Below are 17243 nucleotides of genomic sequence, written 5' to 3' on the forward strand. Positions count from 1 at the left end.
AACCTCGCGAGCAACGCACAAGGGATGGCGAGGACATCAAAGGAGATCGACAGGCTCCTCAGGCCGGGCACACAAAGAGGGGCCGCGGCATGGCCACCGCGACCCCTCTCCTTACCCCCCCGGAGAAAGAACCCGGCAGTCAAGAGCCGTCAATTTAGGAGCGCTCCCAACCCGTGTCAAACCTCCGGTCCGAAAAATTCTTCCGGACCCCGAGCAACCTTCTGGCGCCCGAAGATCACCTATGCGTTGTCCCCCGACGACTCGCATAGGTGGTCGCATGTCCATCCCCTCACACCGCCGCCCCGCTTCCCGCAAGCGCCGCAAGGCCCTGGCGGCCGGCCTCGCCTCGGTGGCGGTCCTGGCCGGAGCCGGCCTTCTGGGAGTCGGCCAGCCCTGGGCGAACGCGGCGGCGAACGTCAGCTTCGACACCGGCACCGGCCTGGCGTTCACGATCAACGGCACCAACGGCAACATGACGTCGCTGAAGCACAACGGCACCGAGATGACCGCGTCCGGTTTCGCCGCCGGCCAGTTCGAGTCCGGTTTCTCGACCGCCACCGTGACCAGCAAGACGTTCAACAACGGCAGCTCGATCCTGGTGAGCGTGGCGAGCGCGTCGACCGGTGTCACGCAGTACTACTTCGCCCGCAAGAACGACAACACCGTCTACATGGCGACGAACATCAGCAAGGCGCTCAACCCGGGTGAGGCCCGCTTCATCGCCCGTCTCAAGCCGTCACTGCTGACCACCTCGCCGGTCGCCGCGAAGACCGGCGGGTTCGGCACCACCGTCGAGGGTTCGGACGTCTTCGCCGACACGGCCGGGCGGACCGCGTCGAAGTTCTACAGTTCGCAGCGCCTCGTCGCGCAGAAGCCGTTCGGCGCCAGCGGCACCGGGCACGGCGCGTTCATCCTCCCCGCGTACACCGACATGACCTCGGGCGGCCCGTTCTTCCGGGACATCGAGGTCAACGACACCGGCAGCGCGGTCAACATCACGCACTACATGTACAGCGGGCACCAGCAGACCGAGGCGCTGCGGCTGGGCCTGCACGGGCCGTACGCCCTCGCCCTCACCAACGGCGAGGCACCGACCGCCCGCAGCATGGACTTCCTGTCGGCGTTCATCCCCGGAATGCTCTCCAACGCGCAGCGTGGCGGGGTCAGCGGCACCGCGTCCGGCACCTGGAACGGCCTGACCGCGACGGTCGCGCTGGCCGGGGCGAACGGGCAGTACTGGGGTCAGGTCAAGGCCGGTAAGTTCGTCATCGGCCACATCAAGCCGGGCACCTACACGGCCACCCTCTACGCCGGTGAGCTGGCCGTCGGCAGTACCAAGACGATCACCGTGACCGCCGGCGCGACCACCGCCCTGACGATGACCGGCAGTGTCCCGGCTGCGGGCACGCTCTTCCAGCTCGGCACGTTCGACGGCACGCCGGCCGGGTTCCTCAATGCTGACAAGATCGAGACGATGCACCCGTCGGACTCGCGGATGTCGGCGTGGAAGTCGAGTTCCTACTCCGTCAGCGGTGGTGCGGCGAAGTTCCCGATGGCCGAGTTCAAGTCGGTCAACTCGCCGGCCGCGCTGGGCTTCACCCTCGCGTCGGTGCCGGCGAACGGCGTCAAGCTGCGCATCGCCACCACGTCGAGCTTCGCCGGTGGCCGTCCGGCCGTCGCGATCGGCGGTTTCACCTCGCCGGCATCGGCCTCACCGGCCCCGGCCAACCTGAACTCGCGCAACGTCACCCGGGGCACGTGGCGCGGCATCAACACCACCTACACCTTCACGATCCCGGCGAGCGCCCTGAAGACCGGCACCAACACCCTGTCGATCTCGGTGGTCAGCGGTAGCAGCGGAGAGACGTTCCTCAGCCCGAACTTCATCTTCGACGCGCTGGCCCTCGACCCGGCGTGACGCCGGCGTGAAGACCCCGGATCGGCCGCGCCGTCCCGCCAGGCGGCACGGCCGATCCGGTTCACCGGTCACTTGATGAACGTCAGGTACACCCAGGTGCCGTTGGTCGGGTAGTTGTTGTTCTCGCCGTACGTCCGCTTGATGTAGTCCGGCCGCATCCGCAGCTTGGCGCCGGCCTTCCACTTGCCGCTCAGGAAGAGCCTGGTCGAGCCGTCGTTGTCGGCCGGCATGAGCTGCGCCTGCACCGTCTTCCACTTGCCGCCGGAGTACTGCTGCAGGGTCACCCGGAACATCCGGCTCGGATGCCGGGTCATCGTGACGTCGAAGTTCCGGCTCCGCTTGGCCGAGTTCTTGAAGACGTAGTACTTGTTGGCGCCGATCTTCTTGGTCTTGACGTGACCCGAGACCTTCGTGGCGATGGTGACCCGGGTGTAGGCCACGATGCTGTCGACCCGCGCGTTGTTGCGGGCGTCGCCGGCGAACTTGGCCAGGATGTCGGTGTTACGGGTCAGCTTCAGGGTCGTCGAGAGATTCCCCTTGCTGTCCACCGCCGCCTTCTTGAGCAGCTTGTTCGGCTGGGAGTCCCACGGGTCGGCCCAGATCTCGACGACCCGGTTGCTGTACGTGGCACCCAGCTTCGCGGTGATCGTGATCGTGGTCCCGTAGTTGTAGACCGAGCCGTTCTTGGGGCTGAGCGTCAGCGACGGCGTCGGCAGGTAGACCGTGACCTGCGCCGAGCCGGAGGCCGCGGCGTACTCGCCGGCGGCGTGGCTCACCGTGTAGGTGGTGTCGCCGGCCACGCCCGGGGTGTCGGCCAGGCTGAACGACCCGTCAGCGGCGGTCTTGACGGTCCCGACCGTGGTACCGGCCGACCCGGTCGGCGAGCCCGGCTCGATCCGGCTGACGGTCAGTTCGGTGCCCGCCGGGACAAGGGTGATCCGGCCCGTGACGGTGAGCGGCTTGAAGGCCACGGCGTACTGCGGCGCGGTGACCGTCACGGCCGGGTAGCCCTTGACCGGGGTGCTGGTCGACACACTCGGCGACGGGCTCGGAGCCGGCTCGGTGATCGAGTGCAGGTTGAACTCGGTGACACGGCCGTCCCAGTACTGCGTCACGGCGAAGAGCCGGTCGGCGCCGGGCTCCCAGACCAGGCCGTTACGGGCCGGGCCGCTGGGCAGGTCGACGGTCCACTCCGGAGTGGACGAGCCCGGCTCGTAGACCTGGACCGTGTCACCGGCCAGCGCGAGACGGCCGTCGGCGGCGACGTCGAGCGTGGTGCCGAGGTAGTCCGGCAGGTTCTGCGTGAAGGCCAGGTCGCTGATCGGGGCGGTCCACACGCCGCCGCCGAGCCGGATCAGCTGGGTACCGTCGGGGCTGAACGCGAAGTCCCAGTTGTCGGTTCCGTGCACCGCACCGGTCGCGGTACGGACCTCGTCACCACCCGACACGTCGTAGGCCTTGGCCTTGCCCGAGCTGATGCCCTCCTCGCCCAGGATCAGCACACCTGGCGCGGCCGGAGTGGAGTGCATGCTCGGCGGGTTGTGGTAGAACTCGTTCGTCTCCAGCTGGTGCAGGTGCACCGTGCCGGTGGACTCCTCCACCGAGCCGAAGTTGCCGTCGATGTAGTCGGTGTTCGCGTCGTAGCCGAACCAGAGCCGGCCGCCCGCGACGGTCACGTCACCGGGATGGACCGCGTCGCCGAGCGGAAGGCGTTTCGTCTCCGTCAGCGTCGAGGTGGAGAAGGTGACGATCGCACGGGAACCGTACACCGCCGCGTAGAGGGTGTTCGAGTCGTCGGAGAGCGCGAGACCGCGGACTCCCGGCAGGTCGGTGAAACGGCCGAGCTCGTTGCCCTCGTAGTCGGTGGCGAGAATCGTGCCAGCCGTCTGATCGCTGATGAACAGCCGATCGTGGGTGCCGTCGACGACCATGTCGGCCAGCGAGGTGAGAGCGAGCGAACGACTGGCGGCCGAGGCGGTGCCGATCGATCCGCCGATCGCCACAGCGGTGGCGCCGATCAGGACCGCGGCCGCGAGCGCGGGCCGGGAGTAGCGCATGGGATCCCCGTATCGATCATGACGACTGGCTTTTGCGCGCAGAATACGTGGCCGGAGGGCCGCTGTTGATCATCCGAACGGGCGAGCCGGGACCGGAGCGTCGTAACGGCCTGGTACCGCCGCGCGCCGATAGCGCGACCGGTCGACGTCTGCTGTGGTTCACCAGCGGTTCAACGTGGTCGCCTATAAACAGCCGGTGACCGCCGTCGTCGACCTACCGTCCCCCGCGGCGCCCGCCGCCACGCCGCGCCCGTCCCGCCGTCTCCGGCCGGACCGGTTCTTCTGGCTGTGGCCCGCGCTGACGGCCGGAGTGATCGGCGGATACCAGCTCCCGAAAGCACAGCTGTGGCGGGACGAACTGGCCACACTGACCGCGGCCGGCCGATCGCCCGGCGACATGACCCGGCTGGCCGAGCACATCGACGCGGTCCTGACCCCCTACTACTGGCTGATGCACGTCTGGATCAGCGTCTTCGGCGACTCGGTACGCGCCCTGCGGTCACCGTCCCTGCTGGCCGTGGCCGCCACCGCGGCGCTGGTGTCGCTCCTCGGGGCACGCCTGTTCACGGTCCGGGCCGGGGTGCTGGGTGGCCTTCTCTTCGCGGTCCTCCCGTCGGTGACCCGGTACGGGCAGGAGGCTCGGCCGTACGCCCTGGCCGCCCTGGCCGCGACCGCCGCGACGCTGATGCTGGTGGAGGCCCTGCGGCACGGCCGGTGGTGGCGCTGGACGCTGTACGCCCTGGCCGTCCTCGCCCTCGGCGGCCTGCACCTGGTCGCCGTGACACTGCTGACCGGGCACGCCGTGATCGTCGCCTACCGGGCCGCCCGCACCCGGTCGTGGCGTCCATTGCCGCCGGCCGCCCTCGCGGTCACCGCCGCCGTCGTCGCGCTGATCCCCCTGGCGCTGCGCGGCCGTGAACAGGTGACCACCCAGCTCGGCACGAAACCGCACCCACCCAGTTGGGAAGGCGTGCTGCACATCGTCGAGCACGTCAGCGGCTCCACCTCGATCGGCGGCCTGCTGCTCGGCCTGTGCCTGCTGGGGGTGGCGGCGGACCGTCGTGGCCGGGTCGCCGCCGCCGCGATCATGGTCCCGATCGCCGCCATGGTCACGGTGTCGACCGTGACGCCGATCTGGCATCCGCGGTACCTGTTCTTCCTCGTACCGCTGATATGTGTGCTCGCCGGCGCCGCGCTCGCGCGGACGCCGTGGCCGGCCGGACTCGTGCTGGTCCTGGTCGTCGCCCTGCTCGGGCTTCCGGACCAGCGCGTTGCCCGGACGTCACACGAGAGCCGCGCGAGCCGCCTGATCGACTACCGCGCCGCGGCCCGGATCATCGACCGGCACCGGGAGCCCGGCGACGCGATCGTCTACAAGCGGGACGGCTGGCAGTTCGCCGACATCGCCGTCGAGTACTACCTGGGCCCGGACACCCCGCGCGACGCGCTGGCCGTGCGGGATCGCGACGCGGCGGGCAGTTTCTGGACGCCGGAGCGCACCGACGTGGCGGCCGCGCTCGCCCGGGACACCCGCGTGTGGGTCCTCGTCCCCGACGATGTCACCGGCCGCCGGGCGACCCTGCCGCAACCCACGACGACCGCGCTGACGCGCGATTTCACGATCTCCGGCAAGTGGCGGGTCTCCGGTTTCGACATTCAGCTTCTGGTACGCCGTCAGGCGCGCTGAGCCACGGTCAGAGGTCGAACTCCCCGTCGTTGACGCCGCCGGTGAACGCGTCCCACTCCGCCTTGGTGAAGAACAGGATCGTCGCCGGATCATTGGAGTTCCGCATCGCCGCGCCCCCGTCGGGCAGGCGGGAGATCTCCACATACTCCCCGCCGTCCCCGGAGCGCAGCCACTCGGCGGCCTGCGCATCGAACGACGCGGCGTAGGTCTTCTCGCTCACAACGTCCCCCTCCCGACCGGTCACCTCCCAGCAAACAGCAGCCTCCCTCATCGAGGGAGGCCGCGTTCAGGTGACGTGCTGCTCACGCTATCGAGGAGGTCACCTACCCGACGAGTGTCGTGACATGTTCCAGATAGTCGGAACGATCGATCGCACTCACTTGGTGTAGGTGAAGTACTTCCACGCCCCCTGGGTGCCGTAGTTGAGGCTGTCGCCGGCCTTCCCGGGGATGTACTCGGCCCGGACCCGGAACTTCCGGCCGACCCGGACCCCGGTGACGAACGTGAACGAGGCCTTGCCGGTCGTGCTGAGCCTGGTCTCCCGCCCGGACCACAGCCGCCACTTGCCACCCGAGTAGTACTCGATGATCGTGCGCACCTTGCGCCCCGGGTGGGGGGTCATGGTCTGGGTGATCAGCGGGTCCTTCGACTTCCGGAAGAACTGGTACGTCGTCTTGCCGATCTTGGCGGTCTTGTAGTGGCGGGACAGCGCGGTGCTCGCGTTGACCCTGGTCAGCAGGGTGAATCCGACGGAGGTGGGCAGGTAACCCGGATCGCCGGTGAACCGGGCGCTCACCGCGGTGGTGCGGGTCGGCTTGATCGTCGCGGTGGCCCGGCCGGCGGCGTCGACGGTGACCCGCTTGAGCAGGCGGGCGGGCTGGTCGGCGCCGTACGGGTCGGCCCAGAACTCCACGGACCGGTTCTTGTAGGTCGCACCGAGCTTGGCACTCAGGGTGACCGTTGAGCCGTAGGTGTAGACGGCCGGCTGCGGGGAGCGGGCCAGGGTCAGCGACGTCTTGCCCCGCGAGACCTCCACGGTCCAGTCGCCCGTCATCGGGGCGAAGCGCGTACTGCCGGCGTAGGCGAAGGTGTAGCGGACCGCACCGCCGGAGGTCGGCGTGTCGGCCACCGGGAACATCCCGTCGGCATCGGTCCTGACCGTGCCGAGTGATCTGCCCGCCGGCGATTCCATGTCGGTCCGCGTGACGGTCAGCTCGGATCCGGCCGGCAGCGGGATGTTCCCCGCGGCCAGGATGAAGCCGCTGAAGGTGAGGGGCACATTCCGGGGAGCGGTGAGCGGTGCACCGATGAAGTTCATGTGCAGTTCGAGTGGAGGCCCGGACGGGGTGTCGTCGGGCGAGCTGGTCGGGTCGTTCAGCACGTGCAGGCGGAAGTCACCGGAGTCGCTCACGGCGAAGAGGATGGATCCGCCCGGCTCCCAGGCCAGTCCGTGGTCGGCGATGTCGCGCAGGCCGAGCGAGAAGGTCTTCTCCGCGGTGGCGGCGCCGTCCTGGTAGACGTGGACGTCGGCGGCATCCGTCGTGTTGTGCACGCCGACCGCGATCCGGCCGTCGTGAGCGACGTCGGCCGCCCCGAAGAATCGCAGGTCGTTGAAAATCCGCTGCTGGGCGCCGTCCGCCAGGTCGATGCTCCGGACGCCGTTGTAGGTCACCGGCAGCAGCCGCGTGCCCTCGCCGGTGAGATCCAGGTCCAGGACGGCCTCGTTGAGCCAGTCCGTCTTCAGCTTCAGCGTCTCGGCACCCGACGAGATGTCGTAGACCGCGCTGTTGCCGGCCGACATGGCGGTCTCCGCCAGCACCAGGAGCCCGGGCGCCGACGTCCCGGTGAAGAGCCGGGCACCGGCGGAGAAGCTGATGCCGTCGACCGCGTTGTCGTGCACCTGTACCGCGCGGGTGGCCAGATCGATCGATCCGAAACCGCCGGTGAGTACCGCGACCTCCCCGGAGAACCAGAGCTTCCCGTTCACCGGCGCGGCGACGTCGGTGAGCCGGACGGAGGCGCCCAGCTCGTAGCTGTCCGACGCCGTCACGGTCGTGGTCGACACCGCGACGACTTTGTTGGCGCCACGGACCGCGGCGTAGAGGAGGTTCGAGTCGGCGGAGAGCGCCAGCCCGTCGACACCGGTCAGGCCGCCCAGCTCGCCGACCGAGCGCCCGCGGAAGTCGGTCGCGACGATCTTGCCGGTGGTCGGGTCACTGACGAAGACTCGCTTGTGGACGCCGTCGACGGCGATGTCGCCGAAGGACTTGATCGGCAGAGCGGCGAAGGTGTCGGCGGAGGCGGTGCCGATCGAGACGCCGAAGCCGATGGCGGTGGCACCGGCCAGGACCGCGGCCGCGAGAGCGACCCGGGATGTACGCATGGGATCCCCGTGTTGATCAGGGCGAATGGACTTCGCCCGGAGATCGTAGACGCGGCATAGCCAGAAGTGGATCAACCGAAAGTACGGTGCCGTAACGACGCTGCGCAACCAGCCGATGACCTTGAATATCGAGGTCTAGCTGTGAGCTTGCTGGGTATCCCGTCTCCATGGCGCAAACCGTCCCGGCCTCCGGATCGGAGACCATTCGCAGTCTCATCCCGGCGCGCATCGACCGGCTCAACTGGTCACCGCTGCACACCCGGATCGTCATGGCGCTGGGCACCGCCTGGGTTCTCGACGGTCTCGAGATCACCGTGGCGAGTTCGCTGGGGCCGGTCCTGGCCGAGCAGGAGACCCTCGGTCTGAGCAGCACACAGGTCGGCCTGATCGCGACGATCTACCTGCTCGGTGAGGTGTTCGGCGCGCTCTTCTTCGGCCGGCTGTCCGACGCGCTGGGCCGGCGGAACCTGTTCATCGTCACTCTGGCCGTCTATCTCACCGGCAACGCCCTGACCGCCCTCACCTGGGGCAACAGTGCGGCCGCGCTGGTCTTCCTGTATCTGACCCGGTTCATTGCCGGCGCCGGCATCGGTGGCGAGTACGCAGCGATCAACTCGGCGATCGACGAGATGATGCCGGCGAAATACCGGGGCCGGGTCGACATCGGGGTGAACGGTACCTACTGGGGCGGCGCCATCATCGGCACGCTCGGAACGTACATCCTGCTCAACAACGTGGAACTGAACTGGGCGTGGCGGATCGGCTTCCTGCTCGGCCCGATCATCGGCCTGGCGATCTGGGGCCTGCGCCGGCATCTGCCGGAGAGCCCTCGCTGGCTGGTGATGCACGGCCGGGAGGCGGAGGCCGAGGAGAACATCGCCCGGATCGAACAGGCGGCGGAGGCCTCGGGGCAGACGCTGGCGCCGGTCGACGAGTCGAAGGCGATCGACATCCGGCCGACCGAACCGCACGGTTATCTGTCGCTGCTGCGGGTGCTGTTCCGGGTGTACCCGGCCCGGGCCACGCTCGGCGCCACCCTGATGATCACGCAGTCGTTCCTGTACAACGCGATCTTCTTCACTTACACGCTGGTGCTGACCACGTTCTACGGCGTGGACGAGAAGGCCGCGCCGCTGTACATGGTGGCGTTCGCGATCGGCAACCTGATCGGCCCGCTGACCATCGGGCGGCTGTTCGACACGATCGGACGGCGGAAGATGATCTCCGGCACCTATCTGCTGTCCGGGCTGCTACTGGCGATCACCGCGTTCCTGTTCGACGCGGGGGCGCTGAACGCCACGACACAGACGATCGCGTGGAGCGTGATCTTCTTCTTCGCGTCGGCGGGGGCCAGTTCGGCGTACCTGACGGTCAGTGAGATCTTCCCGCTGGAGATCCGCGCCCAGGCGATCGCCGTGTTCTTCGCGATCGCCCAGTGCTTCGGCGCGATCGGGCCGGTCTTCTACGGCGCCCTGATCGGCGAGGGTGAGGACCCGGGCCGGTTGTTCCTGGGGTTCCTGATCGGCGCCGCGGTGATGGCCGTCGGGGGCATCGTCGAGGCGGTCATCGGCATCGACGCCGAGGGGAAGTCGCTGGAGGAGGTGGCCACGCCGCTGTCGGCGGTCACGACGCGGCCACGCGCCACCGGATGATCCGTCAGCTGTCACACGAGGCCGGCGCTGCCCGCGACAGCGGCGGCCTCGGTGCGGCTGGAGACGTGCAGTTTCCGCAGCAGGGCCGCGGTCAGCCGCTTGACGGTCCGGTCCGAGACGTGCAGTACACCGGCGATCTCACTGGTCGACGACCCGGTCGCGATCAGGCGCAGCAGCTTCTGATCGCTCTCGTCCAACTGGGCCGCCGCGGAGATGGCGACCTGACGGCCCGGCCCGTCGACGAGCGACGCCAGCAGTGGCGCCGGCACGACCGCCCAGCCCTCCAACGCCGCGAGCAGTGGTGGGATGACCTCCTCGCCGCGCGGCACGATGCCGGACGCCCCGGCGCGCAGGGCCTCCAGCTCGTCACCCGGGTCACCATTGCCGGTCATGGCCAGGATGCGGGCCTTCGGCGCGGCGGCTCGGGCGGCCGCGACGGCGGCGACCCCGGCTGGTGGCAGCAGGTCGACGAGAATCAGATCGGGTACGGGTTCCCGCACGACCCCGGCCACATCCGAGCCGTCACCCGTCACCGCGACGGCGGCCCGCCCCCCGGTCTTCTCGGGGATTGACTGCTCCAGTGCGCGCACCATGGACGCGTGTCCGGAGACGATAACGATCCTGATCCCGTTCCGCATGGCCCCCGCATGCCCAGCCGACGCGGAATTATGCCTCCGGATCGAGATCTCTGATCAGCGCGGATGGGCCGCCGTGAAATCGGCGATGTACTCATCGAGACGCTTCTCCGCGTACCAGCCCAGACCGTTGGCCTTGGTGGTGTCGGCCTGACCCCGCACCCGCTCGCCGCGCCGCTCCGGGATCAGCGTGAACTCGGAGCCGAACAGCTCGGCGACCTTGGCCATCGGCCACTCACAGCCGGTGCCGAGGAGGTAGCCGTCACCGGAACCACCGCGGGCCACCAGCACCAGGCCACGGACGATGTCGTCGATGTGGGTGAAGTCACGCGTCTGCGTGCCCGGGGAGACCACGGTCAGCGGCTCGCCGGCGAGGAACTGCCGCTCGAAGATGCCGATCACCGTCGCATACTTGCCCTGCATGATCTGGCCGGGACCGTAGACGTTGTAGAAGTAGGCGATCGCGTAGTCCAGCCCGTACCAGTTCGAGTAGTTCTTGATGTACTCGATGTTCTTGGCCTTGGTCCACGCATACGGGTTGAGGTTCTCGTCCTCGCCGTCGTTGCCGAATTTCGAGCTGGAGCCGGCGTAGATCAGTTTCGCCCCGTGCCCGGCCGTGAACTTGACCACCTCCTTGGTGCCGAGGAGGTTGAAGTCCCAGGTGAGGTCGTGGTCCTCGAACGACTGGGGAATCCGCGAATACTCACCGAGGTGGAAGACCAGCTCCGGCCCCGGGAGACCCCGGTCGGCCCAGATCTTGGCGATGTCGGTGGTCGACCCGTCGATGTAGGTGACGCGCGGGTCGTGGACGTGGTTCTCCGGGGTCCCGGTGAAGTAGTTGTCCAGCGAGACCACGGTCGCGTCGGGGAAGTCGTTCAGCAGCGACCTGATCAAGGAGCTACCGACGAATCCGGCACCACCGGTGACCAACAGGGTTCGGCTCAACGTACTTCCCATCTTCCGGTCCGCGCAGCGCCGACCAGGCTACCTGTGCTGGGTGCCCGGAAACCAACCGCTCGCACCGGTATTACCCGGAGCGGCCATGGCGACACTCTGTGGTCGCCATGGCCGGGCTCAGTTCACCATTCCGAGGGAGCCGGGGGTGCCACCACCGGCGGACGGTCGTCACACGTGATGGTGTTCGGCAGGTACGGCGCGAGCCAGCCGCCGTCGTTGCCGCCGAGGTCGGTGAGGCCGAACTCGGAGCCGGTCGCGGGGAACCCGAACCGGCCGCAGTTGTTGACGCCGGCCGCCCCCACGTTGCGGGCGTCGACGTTCTCGAAGGACGCGGAACCGCCGGCCCGTGCGCTCAGGACGCTGGTGCCCGTACCGTCGATCCGGATGTCCTTGAACCTGATGCCGTCGATCGAGTAGAGATCCTTCACCCCCCACTCGGCGACCAGCATGATCGCGTTGTAGGTGCTGTCCAGGTAGTGGTCGCCGGTCACCCGGACGTCCGCGTCGAAGCTGCCCTGCAAGCTGTAGAACCAGATCGCCCCGAGGCCGATCCGCCAGTTCAGCTCGAACGTACCGGAGCGTGCCGTGGTGTTGTTCGTGAACCGCAGGAAGCCGGTGAACGGCTCGGCGCCGAACCTGGTGCCCGCGTGCAGCGCGCTGCCCTCCCGGACCGGGTCGGCGACCAGGTTGTTCGACACCGTGGCGTCCCGGCCGCCGTAGATCGCGATGCCGTTGGCCAGCGTCGGCGACTGCACCGTGTTGCGGTCGAAGGTGTTGCCCGCGTTGGTGTGCTTCTCCGCCCACATGGCCAGCGCGTCGTCACCGGTGTTGCGCACGAAGTTGTTGCGGACCAGCGAGTTCGTGACGCCGGTGTGGAAGTTGAGGCCGTCGGCGATCTGGTCGACGATGATGTTGTTCGTGACCTCGACGTTCGACATCGGGCCGTCGAACCAGAGACCGACCTTGGTGTGCTGGATGTGCAGGCCGTCGATGGTCGAGTCGCTCATCGCCCCGCCGACCCCGTTGACCTGGTCGGTGTCGATCCGCTCGCGGACGTCGCCCTGGATGGCGAAACCGGACAGGTGCACGTTGCGGCTGCCACCCTCGGCGGCGTCCCGGCCGTAGAAGCCGACGCCGGTGTGCACCGAACCGTCCGGTGCCGGCTCGGTCAGAGCGACCTCGCGGCCCCTGAGGATCGTGTACCAGTTGCCGGCGCCGGCGATCGTCACGTCGTCGACGACGATGTGCCGGTTCACCTGGAAGACGCCCGGCGGCAGGTAGACCGTGCGCTTGATCTTCTTGGCGTACGCGATCGCCCGCTCGATGGCCGCCGCGGAGTCCTTGCGCCCGGTCGGGTCGGCGCCGAAGAGCACCGGGTTGACCCCGGTCAGGTCGACCTTCGGCAGGGCGACGAGCTCGGAGTCGAGCAGGTCGACGGTGGTCGGCACGGAACGCGCGGTGAGGCGGATCCGGTCGCCGGCCCGGTAGGTGTGACCTAGGAGCAGCCGCTGCTCGTCGTAGAAGTGGGCCGGCCGGAACGGCTTGGTGATCACCGGCGCCGGGGTGGTGGCGGCCGGCACGCACTGGCACTCGGTGATCCACCAGTCCGGGTGCAGGAGGTCCGCCCGCGGGTCGTTGGTGAACGGGTACTGGTTGTAGAGCCAGGAGTACTGCGAGGTGAGGGTCATGGTGCGGGTGCCGTGCTTCGTCCCGACGGTCAGCGGCGCGGTGATCCCGCCACCGTCCGGGGCGTCCGGGATGCTGTACCGCACGGTGATCGCGTTGGCCGCCCTGGGCAGGGTGAACTCCACCCACTCGCCCGGGTCGAGGGTGACGGCGGAGCGGCCGGACGCCTCGGCGGGCAGTGTGTAGGCGGTGCGGTCCGGGCCGATCACGGTGCCGTTGGTGGCGGCGCCCTCGGCCTCCTGCTCCGTGAAGGCGACGGTCGCGCCGCGCCCGGCGACCAGTGCCGGGTCGAGCGCGGCGCGGGTGACCTCGGTGGCGGCGGGAGCGGCCTGGGCGGTGGGTGGGAGGCCGGTGGCGCCGAGCATCACACCGAGCAGAAGGACGGACCAACGCATCGAAGGCTCTTTTCGTTGAGGAAGGTGAGCCGACGATAGATGTACGGAGATCTACCTCACAATAAGCAGTCGCTTAGTTTCGAGTTTCTGCTTACTTCTTGCAGTCTCTCGCAAAATCACAGCTTGAATCGGTCCACGATCCGGCGCAGGTCCCCGGACATCCCGGCCAGGTCCGCCGCGGCCCGGTCGGTCTCGGCCACACCGGAGGTGGTCTGCTGCACCGACACGGCGACCGCGTTGATGGTGTCGGAGACCCGGGCACCGGCATCCGCGGCCTCGGTGACGTTGCGGCTCATCTCGTTCGTGGTGACGGTCTGCTCCTCCACCGCGGAGGCGATCGTGGTCTGGAAGTCGTTGATCCGCGCGATGATCTCGCTGATCTCCGCGATCGCCGCGACCGCGCCCGCGGTGTCGGCCTGGATCGCGGACACCCGCTGGCCGATGTCCTCGGTCGCCCGGGCGGTCTCCTGCGACAGCTCCTTGACCTCGCTGGCCACCACGGCGAAGCCCTTGCCCAGCTCGCCGGCGCGGGCCGCCTCGATCGTCGCGTTCAGCGCGAGCAGGTTCGTCTGCTCGGCGATGGCGGTGATCGTCTTCACCACGCTGTCGATCTCCGACGACGACTCACCGAGCTTGGCCATCACGGTGCTGGTGTTCGCGGTGACGTCCACCGCCCGCGACGCCACCTGCGCGGCCTGGGTGGCACTCTCGCTGATCTCCCGGATCGAGGCGCCCATCTCCTCGGCGCCGGCGGCGACCGTGTGGATGTTCGACGACATGACGGCGGCCGAGTCGGCGACCTCGGAGGCCTGCCGGGCGCCACGGTCGGCGCTGGTCGCGCTGCTGCGGCTGGTCCGGGCGAGGCTGTCGGACTCCTCGGCGAGCTTCTGCGAGTGCGCGGTCAGGTCGGTGACGGTCTGCCGCAGTGTCTGGCTCGCCCGGCGCAGCGCGTTCGCCATCTGCCCGACCTCGTCACGCTGTTCCACCGAGGGATCGCCGGAGAGGTCACCGGCGGCCACCCGGTCGAGCACGTGGCCGACCCGGCGAAGCGGCTGCACGATCAGCCGGGACACGTAGAGGGCGGCGACGACCGCGATCAGCAGCACCACCACCAGTCCGATCATGATCGTGGTCCGGGTCTTCTCCGCACCGGCGTCGAACTCCCGGCCTTGGAGCAGGGCGGTGTCCGCGTAGGCGATCTCCTCGCCGAGCAGGCCCTCATACGTCTTGCGCAGGTCACGGTTCGCGCCGAGAGCGAGGTCGATCGCCGCCTGGGGCCGCGTCTGATAAAGCGTGAACTCGGACTCCAGTGCGGTGAACCACGTGTCGACCGCGGCCTGGATGGCGTCGACCCGGGCCGCCGACTCGCTGGAGTCGGCGACCGCCCGGGCCGCCGAGAGTGCGGCGTCGATCTTCTCCTTACGACCGAGCGCCTCGTCGCTGAAGTCGGCGTTGCCCTTCAGCAGGAAGCCGCGCTCGTCGTTGGCGGCGGCCTTCGCGGTCACCGCCACGTTGTTGAGGTTCGTGCTGTACGGCAGCCTCGACGCGACCTCGTTGTTCCGGTCGGTCTGCAGCTGGTTGATGCCGACGATGCTCAGCACGCCGATCACTGCGGTTCCGGCGATCGCCACACCGGCGACCGCGAGCACCTTGGTGGAAACCTTGCGGTCACGGCACCACTGCCCAAGCCCACCGGCCATTGTCGTTCCTTCTCTCGTTTTTCCTGGTACCGGTCAATCGGTGCCGCGGAGAAGGGAATTAGTTACGAGAAAGTGAACAGTCTCAGAACGCCGCGGGCGGGACGTTGAACGGGGTGATGACGTGCACCGCCGACGGGTGGGAACGGATCGGGCCGGGCAGCACCCCCTGGGCGCGCAGGATCGCCCGGCAGGCGTGCCGGACGTCGGTCCGCAGGTCCTGGTGCAGCACCGCGGAGATCCGGTGCTCGCGCAGCAGGGTGGCGTTCTCCCGGTCCAGCCCGTGCGCCACGAAGACGTCATAGTTGCGCCGCTCGGCCGCGAACGCCGCCACCACCGCCGCGTTCCCGCTGGTCCCGGCGGAGTAGACGGCCCGGACCGAGGGGTTCGCGGCGAGGACTGCCCGCAGCGGAGCGCCGTTCGCCCCCGCCACGGTGTGCAGACGGCGTGACGGCAGCACCGAACGGAACCCCTCCTCCCGCTCGCCCCGCCCGTTGATCAGCAACACGTCACCGGCCCGGTCCGCGAGCAGCCGCTCGACCAGGTACGCCGCCGTCGCCCCGGAGTCGAAGCCGTCCACCCCGACGTGCGCGATGCGTTTGCCGGCCGGCAGGTCGTGGTTGAGGGTGACCACCGGGACGCTCAGGCGGGCCACCGCGTCGGCGACCTCGGGCGCCGGCGGGGCCAGCACGATCAGCCCGTACGAGCGGGACCGGCCGATGCGCTCCAGCATGGTGACCGGGTCGTCGGTGAGGTGGGTCCGGATCCGCAGGGCGACCGGGGCGAACTCCGGCGCCTCCGCGTCGAGGGCGGCCCGGACCGCGGCGCTGAACCGGCGGGACGTCCGCAGCACCACGTCGATCACGAACGGGCGGCCGGACTGAGCCTGCTCCTGCCGGTCCAGGTCGGCGATCGCCTGGTGGACGACGCGGACGGTGCTCTCCCGTACCCCGCCGCGGTGGTGCAGCACGCGATCCACGGTGGCGTGGCTCAGCCCGGCGCGCGCGGCTATCTCCCGGATCCGGTACGGGTGCTTCACGCCGTACAGAATGATGGTTTTCTGAGGTTCTATGGAAGGTTCTTGATGTTTTCTCGCCCCTTCGCGTGACGCTTTGAACCCGCGTTAGGCTGCCCGCGTGCGCGTCATCTCCCGCAAGAACGGTCAGGGCGTCGAGGTCTACGACGCCGAGCTGAAGCTGGTCCGGACCTTCCCGGTCCCGCCGCGAAGCACCTTCAAGGAGCCGGGCAGTGAGGGGCACGCCGTTCCCGCCTCGCGCGACCGGCTGTTCTACGCGACTGACACGGCCGTGCTGAAGGTCGATCCGGAGGGCCGCGAGGAGTGGCGTTTCGAACTCGGCGCCCGTGGCCCGAAATGCGGGGTCTCCTACACGGATGTCGCGCTCTCCGCCGACGACACGGTGCTCTGGGTCTATGCGCCGAACGCGATGGCCGACCGCGGCCGCGACGACGAGTGGATCGCGCTGGACGCCGCGACCGGCGAAGTGCGTGCACGGTACGAGCTGCCCACCGTCGGGCATGGCGGCGACCACTTCACGCTGCGTGACGGTCGGATGCTGCTGGAGGTGGGCGAGGGTCAGGACGGGATCCAGATCTACCTCGCCGATCCGGGCACGGCGCCGCACGACTACGGGTGGGGCGACCGCTCCCTGCACGGCGTCTCGCCGGACGAGACCCGGTTCGTGACCGTCGGGCACGACAGCGACGACCTGATCGTGCACGAGTTCCCCAGCGGGGACACGCTCTTCCAGGTCACGCTGCCGGATTTCGGTTTCGGCGAGGACGAGGAGGACCTCTTCCTGGAGTGGAGTCCCGGCTTCCTGGACGACGACACCGTGATCGCGGTCGTCCTCGGTGTCGACGAGGAGGAGGACACCGACTGGTGGCAGCATTTCCGGGTGGACGGGCGTACCGGCGAGGTCCTCGGCGAACTCGAGATCACCACGATCAACCAATACGATCTGGATGTGCTCGGTGACGGAACGTATGTGATTACGGACACCGACGGAACACTCCGGCGGATGTGATCTTGCCGGGCGGGCGTTAGAGTGGTTCCCGGCTCTGCCGAGAGGCGCTGCAACGGACTCCTGGGGTCCGCCACGCTCGGCCGGGTTTCTTGACGCAAGGGCGCCTCCTGAGAGGGAGGAGCCCTCTTTTC

12 protein-coding genes and 1 riboswitch are annotated in these 17243 nt (G+C 68.8%); of the genes, 4 read left to right on the plus strand and 8 right to left on the minus strand.

All coding sequences use genetic code 11. From position 1 onward, the window contains the following. Positions 1 to 277 precede the first annotated feature (277 nt). Positions 278 to 1918, plus strand: coding sequence for a rhamnogalacturonan lyase B N-terminal domain-containing protein (locus ACFO0C_RS12460; RefSeq protein ID WP_378066725.1), 1641 nt, complete (start codon positions 278 to 280; stop codon positions 1916 to 1918). Positions 1919 to 1986: 68 nt separating this feature from the next. Here the strand turns inward: ACFO0C_RS12460 and ACFO0C_RS12465 are convergent, their stop codons facing one another. After that, positions 1987 to 3975 (minus strand): hypothetical protein, encoded by a 1989-nt coding sequence (locus tag ACFO0C_RS12465; protein ID WP_378066726.1) that lies wholly within the window; start codon positions 3973 to 3975, stop codon positions 1987 to 1989. A gap of 196 nt (positions 3976 to 4171) precedes the next feature. On the opposite strand from ACFO0C_RS12465, the gene ACFO0C_RS12470 reads away from it, so the two are divergent. Next, entirely contained in the window at positions 4172 to 5662 is a 1491-nt protein-coding gene (locus ACFO0C_RS12470) for a glycosyltransferase family 39 protein (RefSeq protein ID WP_378066727.1), read from the plus strand. A gap of 7 nt (positions 5663 to 5669) precedes the next feature. Here the strand turns inward: ACFO0C_RS12470 and ACFO0C_RS12475 are convergent, their stop codons facing one another. Further along, complete coding sequence (locus ACFO0C_RS12475) at positions 5670 to 5882, minus strand: DUF397 domain-containing protein (RefSeq protein ID WP_378066728.1); 213 nt, start codon at positions 5880 to 5882, stop codon at positions 5670 to 5672. Between the two features lie 156 nt (positions 5883 to 6038). Then, on the minus strand, positions 6039 to 8045 hold the full coding sequence (locus ACFO0C_RS12480; RefSeq protein ID WP_378066729.1) for a hypothetical protein: 2007 nt from the start codon (positions 8043 to 8045) through the stop codon (positions 6039 to 6041). Between the two features lie 167 nt (positions 8046 to 8212). Between ACFO0C_RS12480 and ACFO0C_RS12485 the strand changes: the two genes are divergently transcribed. Beyond that, entirely contained in the window at positions 8213 to 9697 is a 1485-nt protein-coding gene (locus tag ACFO0C_RS12485; protein ID WP_378066730.1) for an MFS transporter, read from the plus strand. Between the two features lie 11 nt (positions 9698 to 9708). Here ACFO0C_RS12485 and ACFO0C_RS12490 read toward each other — a convergent pair whose 3' ends face one another. From ACFO0C_RS12490 to ACFO0C_RS12510, 5 genes are all read right to left on the minus strand, one after another. After that, positions 9709 to 10335 (minus strand): response regulator transcription factor, encoded by a 627-nt coding sequence (locus ACFO0C_RS12490; protein WP_378066731.1) that lies wholly within the window; start codon positions 10333 to 10335, stop codon positions 9709 to 9711. 54 nt (positions 10336 to 10389) lie between these two features. Then, the gene (locus ACFO0C_RS12495) at positions 10390 to 11277 is read right to left on the minus strand and encodes an NAD-dependent epimerase/dehydratase family protein (RefSeq protein ID WP_378066732.1); all 888 of its coding nucleotides are present in this window, start codon (positions 11275 to 11277) and stop codon (positions 10390 to 10392) included. A gap of 134 nt (positions 11278 to 11411) precedes the next feature. Continuing rightward, positions 11412 to 13370: a glycosyl hydrolase family 28-related protein gene (locus tag ACFO0C_RS12500; protein WP_378066733.1), complete on the minus strand. Its 1959-nt coding sequence runs from the start codon at positions 13368 to 13370 to the stop codon at positions 11412 to 11414. Between the two features lie 116 nt (positions 13371 to 13486). Then, positions 13487 to 15070, minus strand: coding sequence for a methyl-accepting chemotaxis protein (locus ACFO0C_RS12505; RefSeq protein WP_378066734.1), 1584 nt, complete (start codon positions 15068 to 15070; stop codon positions 13487 to 13489). An 82-nt stretch (positions 15071 to 15152) separates the two neighbouring features. Further along, complete coding sequence (locus ACFO0C_RS12510) at positions 15153 to 16106, minus strand: LacI family DNA-binding transcriptional regulator (RefSeq protein WP_378066735.1); 954 nt, start codon at positions 16104 to 16106, stop codon at positions 15153 to 15155. Between the two features lie 97 nt (positions 16107 to 16203). Between ACFO0C_RS12510 and ACFO0C_RS12515 the strand changes: the two genes are divergently transcribed. Further along, on the plus strand, positions 16204 to 17112 hold the full coding sequence (locus ACFO0C_RS12515; RefSeq protein WP_378066736.1) for a hypothetical protein: 909 nt from the start codon (positions 16204 to 16206) through the stop codon (positions 17110 to 17112). 33 nt (positions 17113 to 17145) lie between these two features. Further along, positions 17146 to 17225: riboswitch (S-adenosyl-L-homocysteine riboswitch) on the plus strand. Positions 17226 to 17243: the final 18 nt, after the last annotated feature.

Source organism: Actinoplanes subglobosus, from assembly GCF_042650585.1.
GTDB lineage: Bacteria > Actinomycetota > Actinomycetes > Mycobacteriales > Micromonosporaceae > Actinoplanes > Actinoplanes subglobosus.

Coding starts and splice junctions, on each gene's coding strand:
- ACFO0C_RS12460 (WP_378066725.1), top strand. CDS start 278: ATGTCCATCCCCTCACACCGCCGCCCCGCTTCCCGCAAGCGCCGCAAG.
- ACFO0C_RS12465 (WP_378066726.1), bottom strand. CDS start 3,975: ATGCGCTACTCCCGGCCCGCGCTCGCGGCCGCGGTCCTGATCGGCGCC.
- ACFO0C_RS12480 (WP_378066729.1), bottom strand. CDS start 8,045: ATGCGTACATCCCGGGTCGCTCTCGCGGCCGCGGTCCTGGCCGGTGCC.
- ACFO0C_RS12485 (WP_378066730.1), top strand. CDS start 8,213: ATGGCGCAAACCGTCCCGGCCTCCGGATCGGAGACCATTCGCAGTCTC.
- ACFO0C_RS12490 (WP_378066731.1), bottom strand. CDS start 10,335: ATGCGGAACGGGATCAGGATCGTTATCGTCTCCGGACACGCGTCCATG.
- ACFO0C_RS12500 (WP_378066733.1), bottom strand. CDS start 13,370: ATGCGTTGGTCCGTCCTTCTGCTCGGTGTGATGCTCGGCGCCACCGGC.
- ACFO0C_RS12505 (WP_378066734.1), bottom strand. CDS start 15,070: ATGGCCGGTGGGCTTGGGCAGTGGTGCCGTGACCGCAAGGTTTCCACC.